The organism is Streptomyces sp. NBC_00353 (genome assembly GCF_036108815.1).
Taxonomy (GTDB): domain Bacteria; phylum Actinomycetota; class Actinomycetes; order Streptomycetales; family Streptomycetaceae; genus Streptomyces.
Map to the genome: position 1 here is coordinate 3,868,007 of NZ_CP107985.1, position 15,219 is coordinate 3,883,225.

Annotated in this window: 17 protein-coding genes; 7 read left to right on the forward strand and 10 right to left on the reverse strand. The window is 70.6% G+C overall.

All coding sequences use genetic code 11. The annotated features are described in order from the left end of the window. Positions 1–326: 326 nt before the first annotated feature. Complete coding sequence (locus OHA88_RS17420) at positions 327–1,307, reverse strand: tetratricopeptide repeat protein (protein WP_326605824.1); 981 nt, start codon at positions 1,305–1,307, stop codon at positions 327–329. 319 nt (positions 1,308–1,626) lie between these two features. Between OHA88_RS17420 and OHA88_RS17425 the strand changes: the two genes are divergently transcribed. Beyond that, entirely contained in the window at positions 1,627–2,256 is a 630-nt protein-coding gene (locus OHA88_RS17425) for a TetR/AcrR family transcriptional regulator (RefSeq protein ID WP_326605823.1), read from the forward strand. Positions 2,257–2,283: 27 nt separating this feature from the next. Here the strand turns inward: OHA88_RS17425 and OHA88_RS17430 are convergent, their stop codons facing one another. From OHA88_RS17430 to OHA88_RS17445, 4 genes are all read right to left on the reverse strand, one after another. Continuing rightward, positions 2,284–3,984, reverse strand: coding sequence for an acyl-CoA mutase large subunit family protein (locus OHA88_RS17430; protein ID WP_326605822.1), 1,701 nt, complete (start codon positions 3,982–3,984; stop codon positions 2,284–2,286). A gap of 84 nt (positions 3,985–4,068) precedes the next feature. Beyond that, the gene (locus OHA88_RS17435; protein WP_267001720.1) at positions 4,069–4,401 is read right to left on the reverse strand and encodes a DUF3817 domain-containing protein; all 333 of its coding nucleotides are present in this window, start codon (positions 4,399–4,401) and stop codon (positions 4,069–4,071) included. A 98-nt stretch (positions 4,402–4,499) separates the two neighbouring features. Next, entirely contained in the window at positions 4,500–5,009 is a 510-nt protein-coding gene (locus OHA88_RS17440; protein WP_328626211.1) for a MarR family winged helix-turn-helix transcriptional regulator, read from the reverse strand. A gap of 10 nt (positions 5,010–5,019) precedes the next feature. After that, entirely contained in the window at positions 5,020–6,516 is a 1,497-nt protein-coding gene (locus tag OHA88_RS17445) for an MFS transporter (RefSeq protein WP_328626212.1), read from the reverse strand. Between the two features lie 76 nt (positions 6,517–6,592). Between OHA88_RS17445 and OHA88_RS17450 the strand changes: the two genes are divergently transcribed. Then, positions 6,593–7,591, forward strand: coding sequence for an ArsR/SmtB family transcription factor (locus tag OHA88_RS17450; RefSeq protein ID WP_328626213.1), 999 nt, complete (start codon positions 6,593–6,595; stop codon positions 7,589–7,591). 54 nt (positions 7,592–7,645) lie between these two features. Here OHA88_RS17450 and OHA88_RS17455 read toward each other — a convergent pair whose 3' ends face one another. Continuing rightward, positions 7,646–7,939 (reverse strand): MTH1187 family thiamine-binding protein, encoded by a 294-nt coding sequence (locus OHA88_RS17455; protein WP_014048385.1) that lies wholly within the window; start codon positions 7,937–7,939, stop codon positions 7,646–7,648. Further along, complete coding sequence (locus tag OHA88_RS17460; RefSeq protein ID WP_328626214.1) at positions 7,936–8,286, reverse strand: DUF3817 domain-containing protein; 351 nt, start codon at positions 8,284–8,286, stop codon at positions 7,936–7,938. Before OHA88_RS17460 ends, OHA88_RS17455 begins: the two co-directional genes overlap by 4 nt. 211 nt (positions 8,287–8,497) lie before the next feature. On the opposite strand from OHA88_RS17460, the gene OHA88_RS17465 reads away from it, so the two are divergent. The 4 genes from OHA88_RS17465 to OHA88_RS17480 all read left to right on the forward strand — a co-directional run bounded on the left by OHA88_RS17465 (position 8,498) and on the right by OHA88_RS17480 (position 11,173). Continuing rightward, positions 8,498–9,130: an AIM24 family protein gene (locus OHA88_RS17465; RefSeq protein ID WP_037689357.1), complete on the forward strand. Its 633-nt coding sequence runs from the start codon at positions 8,498–8,500 to the stop codon at positions 9,128–9,130. Continuing rightward, positions 9,130–9,780 (forward strand): AIM24 family protein, encoded by a 651-nt coding sequence (locus OHA88_RS17470; protein ID WP_328626215.1) that lies wholly within the window; start codon positions 9,130–9,132, stop codon positions 9,778–9,780. Before OHA88_RS17465 ends, OHA88_RS17470 begins: the two co-directional genes overlap by 1 nt. Continuing rightward, positions 9,777–10,559, forward strand: coding sequence for an AIM24 family protein (locus OHA88_RS17475; RefSeq protein WP_328626216.1), 783 nt, complete (start codon positions 9,777–9,779; stop codon positions 10,557–10,559). The genes OHA88_RS17470 and OHA88_RS17475 overlap by 4 nt, the downstream gene beginning before the upstream one ends. A gap of 137 nt (positions 10,560–10,696) precedes the next feature. After that, entirely contained in the window at positions 10,697–11,173 is a 477-nt protein-coding gene (locus tag OHA88_RS17480; protein ID WP_328626217.1) for a MarR family winged helix-turn-helix transcriptional regulator, read from the forward strand. A gap of 117 nt (positions 11,174–11,290) precedes the next feature. Here OHA88_RS17480 and OHA88_RS17485 read toward each other — a convergent pair whose 3' ends face one another. Then, positions 11,291–12,781 carry a sensor histidine kinase gene (locus OHA88_RS17485; protein ID WP_328626218.1) on the reverse strand — a complete coding sequence of 497 codons (1,491 nt, stop codon included), beginning with the start codon at positions 12,779–12,781 and terminating at the stop codon, positions 11,291–11,293. Next, entirely contained in the window at positions 12,778–13,440 is a 663-nt protein-coding gene (locus OHA88_RS17490; RefSeq protein ID WP_328626219.1) for a response regulator transcription factor, read from the reverse strand. Before OHA88_RS17490 ends, OHA88_RS17485 begins: the two co-directional genes overlap by 4 nt. Before the next feature lie 121 nt (positions 13,441–13,561). On the opposite strand from OHA88_RS17490, the gene OHA88_RS17495 reads away from it, so the two are divergent. Then, positions 13,562–13,990, forward strand: a complete 429-nt coding sequence (locus OHA88_RS17495) for a PepSY domain-containing protein (RefSeq protein ID WP_328626220.1) — start codon at positions 13,562–13,564, stop codon at positions 13,988–13,990. A gap of 257 nt (positions 13,991–14,247) precedes the next feature. Here the strand turns inward: OHA88_RS17495 and meaB are convergent, their stop codons facing one another. After that, the gene (gene meaB / locus OHA88_RS17500) at positions 14,248–15,204 is read right to left on the reverse strand and encodes a methylmalonyl Co-A mutase-associated GTPase MeaB (RefSeq protein ID WP_326605810.1); all 957 of its coding nucleotides are present in this window, start codon (positions 15,202–15,204) and stop codon (positions 14,248–14,250) included. Positions 15,205–15,219: the final 15 nt, after the last annotated feature.

Genomic DNA, 15,219 nt, shown 5'->3' on the forward strand with positions numbered 1-15,219 from the left:
ACTGGCGGTCGGGCTGGCGTCATTGGACCGAGCGTGGCCGATCGTGGTCCATTCGCGCCCGCGACACAAGGGGGATCGTTACTGGCTAGTAACGGCCCGATAACCGATGCACAACCGGGTGACATCGACCGGCCACACAGGGTGGTGCAGGGCGCATGGAGAAAAGGGGAGATCGAGGTTTGTAAGCGGACAGATCCCAACGCGCGATTTACTGCGAGTAACAGCCCGAGCTTTTATCAAGATTTGGTAAAGCGGGGGCGGGTCTTGTCGCTCGACCGCGAAAAACGGCCGTGGCGCCCGCGGGGCACCACGGCCGCGTTGTCACATCAGAACAGGACCCGGGCCAGCGCCGTGCGCGCGGCGACGACGCGCGGGTCCTCCGGGCCGATCACCTCGAACAGCTCAAGAAGGCGCAGCCGCGCCGCGTCCCGGTCGTCACCGAAATTGCGACGCACGGTCTCGACGAGCCGCCCGAAGGCGTCCTCGACATGGCCGCCGACCAGATCCAGATCGGCGGCGGCGATCTGCGCCGCCACATCGCCCGGCTTCTCGGCGGCGTCGTTGCGGACCTGCTGCGGGTCCATGTCCCGCACCCGGGAGAGCAGTTCGGCCTGGGCGAGACCCAGCTTGGCCTCGGTGTTGGCCGGGTCGTCGGAGAGCACGTTCTTGTACGCCTGGACGGCGCCGGCGAAGTCGTTGGCGTCCAGCGCCCGGACCGCCGCTTCGAGCAGCGCGTCGTACGGACCGGCCGGCACCTCGGCCGGGCCCTGTTCGGCTCCCTCAGGACCGGCCGCGGCCGCGTCGACCGCGATCCCGGTGAGACCGAACCGCTCCTCGCCGACCTGGATCAGCTGATCCAGGGTCTGCCGGATCTGGGCCTCCGGGGCCGCGCCCTGGAAGAGCGGGAGGGCCTGTCCGGCGACGACGGCGAAGACCGCCGGGATGCCCTGGATACCGAACTGCTGCATCAGCATCTGGTTGGCGTCGACATCGACCTTGGCCAGCAGGAAGCGGCCGTTGTACTCCTGGGCCAGACGCTCCAGGAGCGGTCCCAACTGCTTGCACGGCTCGCACCACTCGGCCCAGAAGTCGATGACGACGGGGACCTCGGCGGAGCGCTGGAGGACGTCGCGCTCGAAGCCCGCCTCATCGACATCGATCACCAGGGCGGACGGCGGCACGGCTCCGCCGCCACCCTGCCGGGCGGTCTCGGCACGGGCCTGCTCCGCCTTCACCTTGGCCTCACCGGCCGCCTTCACCGCGGCGAGGTCGACGACGCCGCTCATGGACATGTTCCTAGGCTGCATACGTACATCCTCCCCCCTTGGCACGCCGTTGCGGAAAGCGATCCGGGAACCGCATCCGTCCGTGGCTCCCGCCGGCATGCGGGGCGCACGGACATCCACGGTCCGAGGGCCCGCGAAGGGCCCTTTTTTTCCTGCCGGGTCCCCACCCGGCGCATGTGGCTGTCGTTCGCTCGTGGCGCAGCAACGGCACGGCCGTCGTCCTTACGCTACGACCCGTAGCGTAACTGTCCCGCCCCCCTCATGCACAAGAGTGTTCGGTGATCTGTCTCACGACGAACGGGAACGGCTTGTTCTCGCTACTGGCGGGTATGGTCACGGGATGCTGAGCCACGGCCACCCCAAACCGGCCCGAACGGGACGACCGCGCAACGCCGCGGCCGATGAAGCGATCCTGGAAGCCTGCCGGGCCTCGCTGGTCGACCTCGGCTGGTCGAAGCTGACGATGGGTGATGTGGCCACACGGGCCGGGGTCGCCAAGACGACCCTCTACCGTCGCTGGGCCGGAAAGAACGAACTGGTCGTCGACGCCGTCGCGGTCCTCTTCGACGAGCTGGAACTGCCTGATCTGGGCAGCCTGTCGGCCGATGTGCAGGGCGTGGTACTGCAGTTCGCCGCGCTGCTGGAGCGCCCGGAGACGAGGACCGCGCTGATGGCCGTCGTCGCCGAGTCGACCCGCGACGAGGCGCTGCGGGCCCGGATCCGCGACTCGATCGTGGACCGGCAGAAGCGCCTCGTACTGCTGGGACGGCAACGGGCGCAGCAGCGCGGCGAGTTGCCCGTCGAGGCGGACGAGGCGACGGCGGCCATGACGGCCGACCTGATCTTCGATGTGATCGCCGGTGCGGTCGTGCACCGGGCGCTGGTGAGCGCCGAGCCCGTCGACGAGGACTGGGCCCGGCGCTTCACCGTTCTGCTGCTCGCGGGGCTGGGCGCGGCGGCCGCGACGTAACGCGGGGCCGCCGGCCGGGCGCCCTCGTCAGAAGCCGGGCGGCTCGGTGTATGTGCCCCACTCGTCGCGCAGGACCCCGCAGATCTCACCGAGCGTCGCCTCGGCCCGTACCGCGTCGAGCATCGGTCCGATCATGTTCGAGCCGTCGCGCGCGGCGGACAGCATCGCGTCCAGTGAGGCGCGGACCCGGGCGTCGTCACGGGCGGCCTTGCGGCCGACGAGCTCGCGGACCTGCTCGCGCTCGACCTCGTGGCTGACCCGCAGGATCTCCAGGTCGCCGGTGACCGAGCCGTGGTGGACATTGACGCCCACGACCCGCTTGTCACCCTTCTCCAGCGACTGCTGGTACTGGAAGGCGGACTCGGCGATCTCGCCGGTGAACCAGCCGTCCTCGATCCCGCGCAGGATGCCGGAGGTCATCGGCCCGATGGGGTGCTGCCCGTCCGGGTGCGCCCTGGTGCCGCGCTCCTTGATCTGGTCGAAGATCTTCTCGGCGTCGGCCTCGATCCGGTCGGTGAGCTGCTCGACGTACCAGGAGCCGCCCAGCGGGTCCGCCACATTGGCGACACCGGTCTCCTCCATCAGCACCTGCTGGGTGCGCAGCGCGATCTCGGCGGCCTGCTCGGAGGGGAGCGCGAGGGTCTCGTCGAGGGCGTTGGTGTGCAGCGAGTTGGTGCCGCCGAGGACGGCGGACAGGGCCTCGACCGCGGTCCGTACGACGTTGTTGTACGGCTGCTGGGCGGTGAGGGAGACCCCGGCGGTCTGGGTGTGGAAGCGGAGCCACTGCGCCTTGTCGGTCTTCGCCCCGTACACCTCCTTCATCCAACGGGCCCAGATCCGGCGGGCGGCGCGGAACTTGGCGATCTCCTCGAAGAAGTCGAGGTGCGCGTCGAAGAAGAAGGAGAGGCCAGGGGCGAAGGTGTCGACGTCGAGCCCGCGGGAGAGGCCGAGTTCCACGTAGCCGAAGCCGTCGGCGAGGGTGTAGGCGAGCTCCTGCGCAGCCGTCGCCCCGGCCTCGCGGATGTGGTAGCCGGAGACCGAGAGCGGCTTGTACGCGGGGATGGCGGCGGCGCAGTGCTCCATCAGGTCGCCGATCAGACGCAGATGGGGCTCGGGCTGGAAGAGCCACTCCTTCTGCGCGATGTACTCCTTGAAGATGTCGGTCTGGAGCGTGCCGTTGAGCACCCCCGGGTCGACGCCCTGGCGCTCGGCGGCGACCAGGTACATGCAGAAGACGGGGACGGCGGGGCCGCTGATCGTCATGGACGTCGTGACGTCGCCGAGCGGGATGTCCTTGAAGAGGACCTCCATGTCGGCGGCGGAGTCGATGGCGACACCGCAGTGCCCGACCTCACCGAGCGAGCGCGGCTCGTCGGAGTCGCGGCCCATCAGCGTCGGCATGTCGAAGGCGACACTGAGCCCGCCGCCGCCCGCGGCGAGGATCATCTTGTACCGCTCGTTCGTCTGCTCGGCGTTGCCGAAGCCGGCGAACTGGCGGATGGTCCAGGTGCGGCCGCGGTAGCCGGTCGGGTAGAGGCCCCGGGTGAAGGGGTACTCACCCGGCCAGCCGATCCGCTCGAAGCCCTCGTAGGTGTCCCCGGGCCGGGGCCCGTACGCGGGCTCGACCGGGTCCCCGGAGAGCGTGGTGAAGTCCGCGTCACGCTTGCGGGCCTTGTCGTAACGGGCCTGCCAGCGTCGGCGGCCTTCCTCGATCGCGTCAGCGTCCATGGAACCAATTTACTAGGACGTCCTAGTAAATGTCGATGACAAACCGCCCGGCGCTTTGCGCGGGGCGGTTCGGGTGGGGCCGGGTCAGACCTTGGCGGTCACCGGGGAGCCGTCCGCGATCAGCGGCTCGACCTCCTGCACGACCTTGCGCTCGACGAAGAACGCGGCGGTCGGGATCGTGCCGGAGATCAGCACCCAGAGGAGCTTGCCCATCGGCCACTTCGCCTTGGAACCCAGGTCGAAGGCGAAGATCAGGTAGATGATGTACAGCACACCGTGGATCTGGGAGACGACGAGCGTCAGACCCTCACCGGTGTCGAAGCCGTACTTGAAGACCATGCAGGTGCAGAGCACCAGCAACATGACGGCGGTGACGTAGGCCATCACCCGATACCGGGTCAGCACACTGCGTTTCATGGCAACGAGCGTAACCGGGCTGCCGGGGGGATCTTGAAGCGGGCCGGGGGTCGTGCGTGCCGGACCCCGCGGGCCCGGCAGGCCCCGAAGGAAAGACCCTAGTGCTCTTCGAAGTCGTGGGCCGCGATCCGCAGCGGACGCAGCATGGCGAAGATCTCCGCGCACTCCTCGGAGTCGTACACCCCGAGTCCGAACTCCATGTCCACCAGGTCCCGGGTGGCCGCCTCGACCACCTCGCGGCCCTTCTCGGTGATGGAGGCGAGCGTGCCGCGACCGTCGTTCGGGTTGGGCCGCTTGGCGACCAGGCCGGACCTGACCAGCCGGTCCACCGTGTTCGTGACGGAGGTGGGGTGCACCATCAACCGCTCGCCGATCTTGGACATCGGCAGCTCGCCCGCCTTGGAGAAGGTGAGCAGCACCAGCGCCTCGTACCGCGCGAAGGTCAGCCCGTACGGTCTGACGACCGCGTCGACCTCGCCGAGCAGGATCTGCTGCGCACGCATGATCGAGGTGATCGCCCCCATCGCGGGGACCGGACCCCAGCGCTGCTGCCAGAGTTCGTCGGCGCGGGCAATGGGATCGAACGGGAGACTGAGCGGCTTCGGCACGGCACCGACCTTACCCACTGGTCATATGCTGGTCAGCCCCGTCTCGTACTTCGGTCCGGCCACCGTCCGCAGGTGCGGTCGCGCGTGCGGTTCTGCTGACCTCGCGGACGAGCAGAAGGGTGCAGACGACGCCGATCGCCCCGGAGCCGGCGACCACCCGGTGCACCGGGAGGAACTCGGCGGCCAGGCCGGCGAGGGCCATGCCGATGCCCTGGACCGTCATCAGTCCTGCGGTGAGCAGGGTCATGGCCCGGCCCCGCAGCTCCTCCGGGACGGCGTCGACGAACCACTGGTCGAGGCCGATGATGTACGCCGCACCCACCCCGGCCAGCGCGAGCGCCACCAGGGTCAGGACCATGCCGGGGCGGATCCCGTACAGCAGGAGCGGCAGCAGGCCGACAGCGGCGACCGGCAGCACGATCCGGGAGCGGATGCGCGGGGCCAGCACGGCGCCCGCGTACAGCTCGGCGGCGATGTGCCCGACCGGCATCGCGCACATCAGCAGCCCCAGGGCGGCCGGACCGAGGCCGATCTCGTCCGCGTACGGGGCGGCGAGCGCCTCCGGTGCGACGACGAACAGCGCGGGTACCCAGAAGAGCAGCATCAGCGCGCGGATCCTGCGGTCGGCGAGGACGATGCGGGCCCCGGCAAGTGATTCCTTGAGCAGCGCGCCGCCGCGGTCGCCGCCGGTCCTGGCGGGCCGGTTGCGGGTGCCGAAGCGAAGCAGGGCAGCCGAGCAGAGGAACGTCCCGACAGTGATCGTGATCGCCCCGCGCGCGGACAGCGCGGAAAGCAGCACACCGCCCACGCCGAAACCGATCAGCAGCGCGCTCTGCGAGACGATCCGCAGCAGCGAGCGGCCCAGTACATAGAGGTCGCCCTCGCCGAGGATGTCGGTGAGCGCGGCCATCCGCGTCCCGGTGAAGACGGGCGACACGGAGGCGACGAGACAGCGCAGCGCGAGGAGCCCGCCGACCGGGGTGCCCGGCAGCACCATGACGGCGACGCAGCCCGCGCAGATCAGATCGCAGGTGACAAGAACCCGGCGGGCCGGGTAGCGGTCGGCGACCCCGGCGAAGAGGGTGCCACCGACGAGGTACGGCAGGAAACCGAGCGCGAAGGTGAGGGCGCTGAGCAGGGGCGAGCCGGTGAGGTCGTAGACGAGGACGGTGAGCGCGAGCTCGCTGACCACGACGCCGAGGAGGGAGAGCAGATGGGCGGCGAAGACGGCCCGGAACTCCCGCACGGCGAAGACGGCACGGTAACCGCGAGGGGTGGGCTCCGGGGACGCGGCGGGGGCCCGGTCCCGGAGCGCGGGCGACGGCTTCGGGTCAATGGGGTCGGCGCGCTCCGGGGCAGGGGCCGAGTGGGGCACCGGTCCGGCGGGGTGGGCGCTCGCGGCGCGGGGCGCGGCTGACGGGTCGCGGGGTGAGGGGCCCGTCGGACCGTGCGGGGTGTCCGCAGCGTCGCGGGGGCCGCCCGCCGGGGTGGGGCTGTTGCTCGGCATGGCCGCAGCTTGGAGGACCGGGGGCCCCGCTCCGTAGACTTTCGGCTGACGCCGAATCTTCGCGAGGCCACGCACCATGCCGTTCCATCTGCATTTCGACGAGAGCGACCTGCTTCGCTGCCGGTTCGCGCTCTCCCCGCTCTGGGAGACCCAGGCCGCGGTACGCACGCTTCTGCACCCGGGGCGGCACGGCTATCACCAGCCGTGGCTGCGGCGCATCCAGGACGCCGCCGCGGGTCTCGATCTCGGGCCGCTGTGGTCGTTGATGCCGGAGGGCGGGCACAACCCGGACTTCCTCTGCCCGCCGCCGCTGGGGCCCTACGCCTCGTTCGAGGAGGAGATCGCCGGCGTACGCGTCATCGACCCCCGGCTCATCCGCGAGGACCTGGCCCTGACGCTCGCCGACCAGCCGGGTGCGCTGGACTCCCCTGCCGGGCAGGCGCTGCTCGCCGATCCTGCGCGGGCGCTGCACGAAATGGCCGCACTGCTGGAACAGGCCTGGCGGACCCTGGTCGAGCCGGACTGGCCGCGGCTGCGCGCATTGCTGGAGGCGGACATCGCGTACCACTCGCGCCGGCTCGCCGAGGTCGGCTTCGCGCGGTTGCTCGGCGAGCTGAGTCCCCAGCTCAGGTGGACGGACTCGACCCTCACGCTGGTCGGGATGAAGGGCCGGCACTCCCGGGTGCTCGGCGGTCAGGGCCTCGTTCTGATGCCGAGCGTGTTCGCCTGGCCGGATGTGGTCAGCGGGTACGAACCGCCCTGGCTGCCCGCGGTGATCTATCCCGCGCGCGGGATCGGCGGGCTGTGGACGGAGCCCGCCGACCGTACGCCGCAGACGCTCGCCCGGCTGCTCGGCCGGGCGCGGGCCGACGTACTGTGCGCGCTCGACGAACCGGCCGGGACGAGCGCCCTCGCCCACCGGCTGGGCCTCGCGCCGTCCTCCGTGTCGGCCCATCTGTCGGTGCTGCGGGCGGCGGGGCTGCTGACGTCACGGCGGTACGGACATCAGGTGCTGTACGAGCGCACGCCGCTCGGGATCGCACTCGCGGTGACGTCCGGGGCGGGCACCACCTGACGGACCCCCGCGCCGTGCGGCGCGGGGGTCCGTCAGGTGGTGCGGCGGCAGGTGTCAGTCCGCGAGGTACCGCTCGACCGTCTCGACCTTGGAGGTCAGGCCGTCGGTGACGCCGGGGCGGATGTCGGCCTTCAGTACGAGGGAGACACGTCCGGCGCGGGCCTCGACGGCCGCGACGGCCCGCTTGACGACGTCCATGACCTCGTCCCACTCACCCTCGACGGAGGTGAACATGGCGTCCGTGCGGTTGGGCAGTCCGGACTCGCGGACGACCCGGACGGCGTCGGCGACGTACTCGCCGACATCCTCACCGACACCCAGCGGACTGACGGAGAAGGCGACGATCATGCGCCGACCACGCCTTCCCTGCGGGCGCGGGCGGCGATGACGCCGTCGGCCTCGTACCGCTTCAGCACCTTGTCGCCGTACAGCCCGCCGAACGGGAGCAGCGCCAGCAGGAAGAAGAACGCGACGCGCTTGAACGGCCACTTGGTCTTGGACCAGACGTCCAGCAGCAGGACGGCGTAGATCACGAAGAGGACGCCGTGCAGCATGCCGAGCGGCATCATCAGGAAGTCGATGTCCGAGACACGGCTGAGGATCGAGCCAAACATGATCAGCGCCGGGAAGGAGAGCGCCTCGGGAATCGAGATGAGGCGCAGCCGGTGCAGGGCGGTGGCGGTCTTGATGTCCACGAGGGCACCTTCGGTGGGAGGGTCGTGACGGCTTGTGAATACAGGCACAAGCGTCCCCCATTGTGACATCGCGCCCCACATGCCCCGGGGGCGGGGGGCGGCACCCGCCGCGGGGCACGTATCAACACATATCAGGGTCGATTCAGGGGCCGGATAGGTCCATGGGCCCTGTCCGGGACCTGGCCCGGGCCGCTAACGTCACCCCGTGGCAATGTTCCGACTCCAAGGCAGCAAGACGCTCGCCGTCGATCTCACCGGCGACGCCGTCAAGGCGAAGAACGGCTCGATGGTCGCGTACGACGGCCGGATGGCGTTCAAGAAGATGTCCGGCGGCGGTGAGGGGATCCGCGGCATGGTGACCCGCCGGCTGACCGGCGAGCAGATGACCGTGATGGAAGTGACAGGACAGGGCACCTGCTACTTCGCCGACCGCGCGAGCGAGATCAATCTCGTGTCGCTGCGCGGCGAGAAGCTCTACGTGGAGGCGAGCAATCTGCTCTGCACCGACGCCGGGCTGCGCACCGGTACCACCTTCACCGGGCTGCGCGGCGGGGCGACCGGCAACGGCCTGTTCACCACCACCGTCGAGGGCACCGGCCAGGCGGCGATCATGTCGGACGGCTCGGCCGTGGTGCTGCGGGTGACGGCCCAGTACCCGCTGTTCGTCGACCCCGGCGCGTACATCGCCCACCAGGGCAACCTCCAGCAGCACTTCCAGTCCGGGGTGAACTTCCGGACGCTGATGGGCGAGGGCTCGGGCGAGTCGTTCCAGATCCGGTTCGAGGGCGAGGGCCTCGTCTACGTGCAGCCGAGCGAGCGGAACACCATCGGGGGCGATGTCTGATGCCGTTCCGTGAGATCAACTCGAAGATGGTCGAGGCGACGGTGGTCCCCGGCCAGAAGATGTTCAGCCAGCGCGGCGCGATGCTCGCGTACCGCGGCGAGGTGTCGTTCACCCCGAACATCCAGGGCGGCCAGGGCGGCCTGATGTCGATGATCGGCCGACGGGTGGCGAACGAGGCGACCCCGCTGATGACGGTCGAGGGCAACGGCACGGTGATGTTCGGCCACGGCGGCCACCACATCCACGTGATCAACCTGGCCGGCGACACCCTCTACGTGGAGGCCGACCGGCTGCTCGCCTTCGACGGGACGCTGCAGCAGGGCACGATGTTCATGGGCGCGCAGGGCGGGGTCATGGGCATGGTGCGCGGCCAGGTGACCGGGCAGGGCCTGTTCACCACGACCCTGAAGGGCCATGGCGCGATCGCGGTGATGGCCCACGGCGGGGTGATCGAGCTGCCGATCACCCCGGGCCGCGAGGTGCATGTGGACCCGCAGGCGTACGTCGCGCACCACGGCGACGTACGCAACAAGCTCTCCACCGCGCTCGGCTGGCGCGACATGGTGGGGCGCGGCTCCGGCGAGGCGTTCCAGCTGGAGCTCAGCGGCAGTGGCGCGGTGTACGTCCAGGCGTCGGAGGAGAAGCTGTGAGCACGCCCGTGATCTTCGATCCGATGACACTGCCGTCGGACGACAACGTCAACGCGTACACCTTCTGCGTGGAGCTCAAGGGGAGCCAGTGGTTCCTGCAGAAGGGCAAGATGATCGCCTACTACGGGCGGATCGAGTTCAACGGCATCGGCCACGGCCGCTTCGAGCGGCTGATCCGTACGAGCTTCCACTCGCCGCTGCACGCGAGCGACTGGGTGGTGGCCGAGGGCAGCGGCAAGATGCTGCTCGCCGACCGGGCGTTCGACGTGAACTCGTACGACCTGGAGGACGGGAACCTGACGATCCGTTCCGGCAACCTCCTCGCGTACCAGCCGACGCTGGCACTCAAGCAGTCGATCGTGCCGGGCTTCCTCACGCTCATCGGTACGGGGAAGTTCGTGGCCGCGTCCAACGGTCCGGTGGTCTTCATGGAGCCGCCGCTGCGGGTCGATCCGCAGGCGCTGGTGGGCTGGGCGGACTGCCCCTCGCCGTGCCACCACTACGACCACGGCTACATGACGGGCGTGATGGGCGGGCTCAGATCGCTGACCGGGATCGGCGGGACGTCGGGCGAGGAGCACCAGTTCGAGTTCGTCGGCGCCGGTACGGTGCTGCTCCAGTCGACGGAGGTCCTGACGCCCGAACAGGCGACCGGGCTGACTCCGCAGCAGGCCGGGGTGCCGGGCGGTGGGCAGCACTCACCCGGTGCAGGTCAACCCGGCTCCGCCCCCCGTCTGCCCGGGCAGCTGGGGGACCTCCAGCGCCGCTTCGGTTTGTGAACGGTAGTCTGCAGAGTGTGACGTCGAACGTCTGCGCCCAGCTCGGACCGGGCTCCTGAGCCGGTCTCCGGGCGGGTGCCGGACGTCACACCCAGTCTACTTCGTCCAGAATTCAACTTCTTAGGTAGAATCCATACATGGAGACCGAGACGGCCACCCCCTGGCTGAGCGACGCGGAGCAGTGCGCCTGGCGCACCCACCTGGACGTCAGCAGGCTGCTGATGCATCAGCTGGAGAAGGATCTCCAGCCGTTCGACCTGACCATGAACGACTACGAGATCCTGGTCAACCTCTCGGAGTCGGACGGCCAGCGCATGCGGATGAGCGACCTCGCCGCCGCCACCCTGCAGTCCAAGAGCCGGCTCTCGCACCAGATCACGCGGATGGAGTCGGCCGGGCTGGTCCGCCGCGAGAACTGCGAGTCCGACCGGCGCGGGCTGTTCGCGGTGCTCACGGAGACGGGCGCGGAGACGATGCACAAGGTCGCGCCGCACCATGTCGCTTCGGTGCGCAAACACTTCATGGACCTGCTGACGCCCGAAGCACTGGCGGACCTGCATGCGGCGCTGACGCCGGTTGCGGATCATCTGCGGGGGCGGCGGGGCAAGCTGTAGCGCGGCGGGGTACGCGGGCGGGGTGCGCCGTCGCACGGGCATGGCCACCCCTTCCTCGATCGCCGGACGGGCTCGATCCGCCCGGGGGCGTGCTCAGCAGCGGCCCCGGTGCCGACCTCATCTGCCTGGATCCGGCCTTGCCGGCAGGCGTAGTTCGAAGCGCGCACCGCCTTCCGGGGATCGGGTGACCGTCAGGGTGCCCTCGTGTCTGCGGGCCACGTCTCTCGCGATGGCGAGACCCAGGCCCGCGCCGCCCTCGTCGCGGCTGCGGGCGTCGTCCAGGCGCACGAAGCGTTCGAAGATCCGCTCGCGCTCGGGCTCCGGAACGCCCGCCCCGTCGTCTCCGACCGCGACCACCACGCTGCCGCGTTCCGTGCGCACCGAGACGGCGACCGAACTCTCCGCGTGACGCTCCGCGTTGTCCAGCAGGTTGCCGATGACCCGCGCCAACTGGCCGCGAGAGCCGGTGACTTCGAGAGGCTCCGACGGCGGCACGGACACCGTCACCGGGATCCGGTCGCCGGTGCGCTGCGAGACCTCCTCGTGGACGAGCGCACCCATGTCCAGCCGGGTGTTCCCCGGCCGCTCCCCCGCGTCCAGCCGGGCCAGCAGCAGCAGATCGGCGGCCAGCGTCTGGAGCCGTACGGTGTCCGTGACCGCGCCCGGCACATCCAGCAGATCCGGATGGGCCGCGCCGACCTCCAACTGCGTACGCAAGGACGCGATCGGGCTGCGCAGCTCGTGCGAGGCGTCCGCGACGAAGCGCCGCTGACGGTCGACCGAGGCCTCCAGCGCGGTCAGGGTCTCGTTGGTGGTACGGGCCAGCCGGGCGATCTCGTCGCGCGAACCGGGCTCCGGCACCCGCCGGGACAGATCCTCGGACGCCGTGATCGCGGCCATCTCCGCCCGGATGCCCTCGACGGGCCGCAGCGCGCGCCTCGTCGTCAGCCAGGTCACCGCGGCGACGATCAGCAGCATGACGGGCAGCCCGATCAGCATCGCGCCGCGCACGCTGCCCACCGCCTTCTGCTCGGTGGCGAGCTGGGCGCCCGCGTGGACGGTCAGGGTCACACCGGCGCCGGTGGTCGCGGAGACCGAGGCGAAGCGGTAGTCGGCCGTGTCGCCGTCGACGGTGGCGGTGCCGTTGGTGAAGTCCGGGTCGTCGGTGGAGACTTCGCCGCGGGCGGGGATGTTCCCGGTCCCGTCGTCGTCGCCGCGTCTCTCGCCGCCGTGGCGGTCACCGCCGCCGTCGTCGTCACTGTCGTCGTCGGTGCCGGTGCTCGTCGGTGCGACGGACGTATGGGGGGTGACCCGGTCCGTACCCGTGCCGGTGATCGCCTTCAGGTCCTTGGACACGGCCACCAGCCGCCCGTCCTCGTCGGTCACCTGGACCGGGTGCTCCTCCTCGTCCGGCAGGTCCAGTCGGTCGACCGGCACATCGAGGGCCAGCTGTCCGGCGACCTCACGGGCCGCCACCTCCGCCTGGAGGCCCGCCTGATCGGTGAGGTTGGCGCGCAGGACGAGGAGTACGGCGAGTCCGGCGCCGATCAGGGCGACGGCGACCACCACCGTGGCGCCGAGCGCTGCCCTGGCCCGTACCGATCTCACAGCGCCTCCAGCCGGTAGCCTGCGCCGCGCACCGTACGGATGGCCGCGGCGGAGAGCTTGCGCCGCAGCGCGCTCACGTACACCTCGACGATGTTCGGGTCCCCGTCGTACGCGAAGTCCCAGACGTGTTCCAGGATGTCCGCCTTGCTGACCACCTGCCCCGCCCGCAGGGCCAGCTGCTCCAGCACGGCGAACTCCTTGGCAGTGAGCGTGACTTCGCCCTCGCCGAGGTGGACGCGGCGGGCGGCGGTGTCCATCCGCAGTGCGCCGACGGTGAGCACGGGTGAGGCGGAACGGCCGCCCCGGCGCCGCAGCAGTGCCCGGATCCGGGCGACCAGCACCACGTACGAGAACGGCTTGGTCAGATAGTCGTCGGCGCCGGTGTCCAGCCCCTCCGCCTCGTCGTACTCCCCGTCCTTCGCCGTCAGCATCAGGATCGGCACCTCGTGGCCGGCGGCGCGCAGGGCGGCGCAGACCCGGTAGCCGTTCATCCCCGGCAGCATGATGTCGAGGACGACGAGGTCGTACGCCCCTTCGGCCGCCCGGTGCAGCCCTTCGAGGCCGTCGTGCACGACGTCCACGGCGAAGCCCTCGGCGGTGAGTCCCCTGGCCAGAGACGTCGCCAGCCGCTTCTCGTCCTCCACGATCAACAGACGCATACGCACAGAGTGGCAAACAGAACCTGAAGACGGCTTCAGGTGGCTTCAGGCTGCGTTCAGCATCGGTGCGCCACGGTGGTTCACGTTGCACACGGACAACCCGAATCGGGGAGGAACCCTCATGAAGCGCAGGATCGCCATCGCCGCCGTCACCGCGGCCGTACTCGTCGGCGGCGGGGCCGCCACGGCCGTCGCCTTCGGCGACGACAACGGCCGGGACAGCCACGACAGCGCGAAGGTACTCAGCAGGCACACCTCCGACGACAACAACGACGACGACACCGCCCATCGCACACCGCGGTCGGCCTCCGTCACGCTCTCCGCGGCGATGGACGCCGCCCTGCGCTCGGTGCCGGGCACGGTCACCTCGATCGAGCTCGACGACGCCGGCCGGAACGGCGAAGCGCAGCACTGGGAGGTCGAGATCAACGGCAAGGACGGCACGCACCACGAGCTGAACGTGGACGCCAGGACCGCCGAGGTCACCCCCGACCACTCGGACGACGGCCACCACGGGGGTGACCGGCACGACGACCGCGACGACGACTGATCAGGGCGTGTAGCCCGAGAGCGCCGTCCCGTCGGCGAAGATCAGAAGCACCACGTCGCCTCTCGCGATCAGCTCCGGCTCGGCCCTCCCCGCGGGCCGGCCGGAGCAGATCCTCACGCTCTTGCTGTCGGCGTCTCCCTCGGCGTGCAGGTCGTACGACTCCGGTGAGCCGCCCGAGGACGCCCTTCAATGACGCATCCTCGGCGCACACCGTCCCGGGCGGAAGGCGGCCCGCACGCCGCCCGCCGCCCCAGGTGTCAGGCCCCGGTGATTCCCGCCACGAGTTCGTCCGCCGCGGCGTACGGGTCCAGGCTGCCCGCCACGATGCGTTCGGCCAGGGAGTCCAGGCGGCGGTCACCGTGGAGGTCGCCGATGCGTTCGCGGAGTCTGGTGACCGCGATCGTCTCGACCTCGCGGGCCGCGCGCGCTGCCCGCCGCTCAGCGAGGACGCCGTGCTCCTCCATCCACGCCCGGTGCTTCTCCAGCGCCTCGACGACCTCGTCGATGCCCTCGCCCCGGGCGGCGACCGTCTTCACGATCGGCGGCCGCCAGTCGCCCGGCCCCCGGGACTCCCCGAGGCCCAGCATGTGGTTGAGCTCACGCGCGGTGGCGTCCGCACCGTCCCGGTCGGCCTTGTTGACTACGTACACATCGCCGATCTCCAGGATTCCGGCCTTCGCCGCCTGGATGCCGTCGCCCATGCCCGGGGCGAGCAGGACCACGGAGGTGTCGGCCTGGGAGGCGATCTCCACCTCCGACTGGCCGACGCCGACCGTCTCCACCAGGATCACGTCGCAGCCCGCCGCGTCCAGCACCCGGATCGCCTGCGGCGCCGACCAGGCGAGGCCGCCGAGATGTCCGCGGGTGGCCATGGAACGGATGTAGACGCCCGGGTCGGAGGCGTGCTCCGACATCCGGACCCGGTCGCCGAGGAGCGCGCCCCCGGAGAACGGCGACGACGGGTCGACAGCCAGCACACCGACGCGCTTGCCGGCCCGCCGGTACGCCGAGACGAGCGCCGACGTGGAGGTCGACTTGCCGACACCCGGCGAACCGGTCAGGCCGACGACGTACGCGTTCCCGGCCAGCGGCGCGAGGGCCGCCATCACCTCGCGCAGCTGCGGCGACGCCCCCTCCACCAGCGAGATGAGCCGGGCCACGGCCCGCGGCCGGCCCTCACGGGCCTGCTCGACCAGGGTGGGGACGTCCACCATTACCGCTCCGTTCGG

Excerpts from the sequence above, each read along its gene's own strand:
- OHA88_RS17430 (WP_326605822.1), bottom strand. The coding sequence starts at position 3,984 with ATGGACGCTGACGCGATCGAGGAAGGCCGCCGACGCTGGCAGGCCCGT.
- OHA88_RS17435 (WP_267001720.1), bottom strand. The coding sequence starts at position 4,401 with ATGAAACGCAGTGTGCTGACCCGGTATCGGGTGATGGCCTACGTCACC.
- OHA88_RS17445 (WP_328626212.1), bottom strand. The coding sequence starts at position 6,516 with ATGCCGAGCAACAGCCCCACCCCGGCGGGCGGCCCCCGCGACGCTGCG.
- OHA88_RS17490 (WP_328626219.1), bottom strand. The coding sequence starts at position 13,440 with ATGCGTCTGTTGATCGTGGAGGACGAGAAGCGGCTGGCGACGTCTCTG.
- OHA88_RS17425 (WP_326605823.1), top strand. The coding sequence starts at position 1,627 with ATGCTGAGCCACGGCCACCCCAAACCGGCCCGAACGGGACGACCGCGC.
- OHA88_RS17455 (WP_014048385.1), bottom strand. The coding sequence starts at position 7,939 with ATGATCGTCGCCTTCTCCGTCAGTCCGCTGGGTGTCGGTGAGGATGTC.
- meaB (WP_326605810.1), bottom strand. The coding sequence starts at position 15,204 with ATGGTGGACGTCCCCACCCTGGTCGAGCAGGCCCGTGAGGGCCGGCCG.
- OHA88_RS17465 (WP_037689357.1), top strand. The coding sequence starts at position 8,498 with ATGTTCCGACTCCAAGGCAGCAAGACGCTCGCCGTCGATCTCACCGGC.
- OHA88_RS17420 (WP_326605824.1), bottom strand. The coding sequence starts at position 1,307 with ATGCAGCCTAGGAACATGTCCATGAGCGGCGTCGTCGACCTCGCCGCG.
- OHA88_RS17495 (WP_328626220.1), top strand. The coding sequence starts at position 13,562 with ATGAAGCGCAGGATCGCCATCGCCGCCGTCACCGCGGCCGTACTCGTC.
- OHA88_RS17470 (WP_328626215.1), top strand. The coding sequence starts at position 9,130 with ATGCCGTTCCGTGAGATCAACTCGAAGATGGTCGAGGCGACGGTGGTC.
- OHA88_RS17480 (WP_328626217.1), top strand. The coding sequence starts at position 10,697 with ATGGAGACCGAGACGGCCACCCCCTGGCTGAGCGACGCGGAGCAGTGC.
- OHA88_RS17450 (WP_328626213.1), top strand. The coding sequence starts at position 6,593 with ATGCCGTTCCATCTGCATTTCGACGAGAGCGACCTGCTTCGCTGCCGG.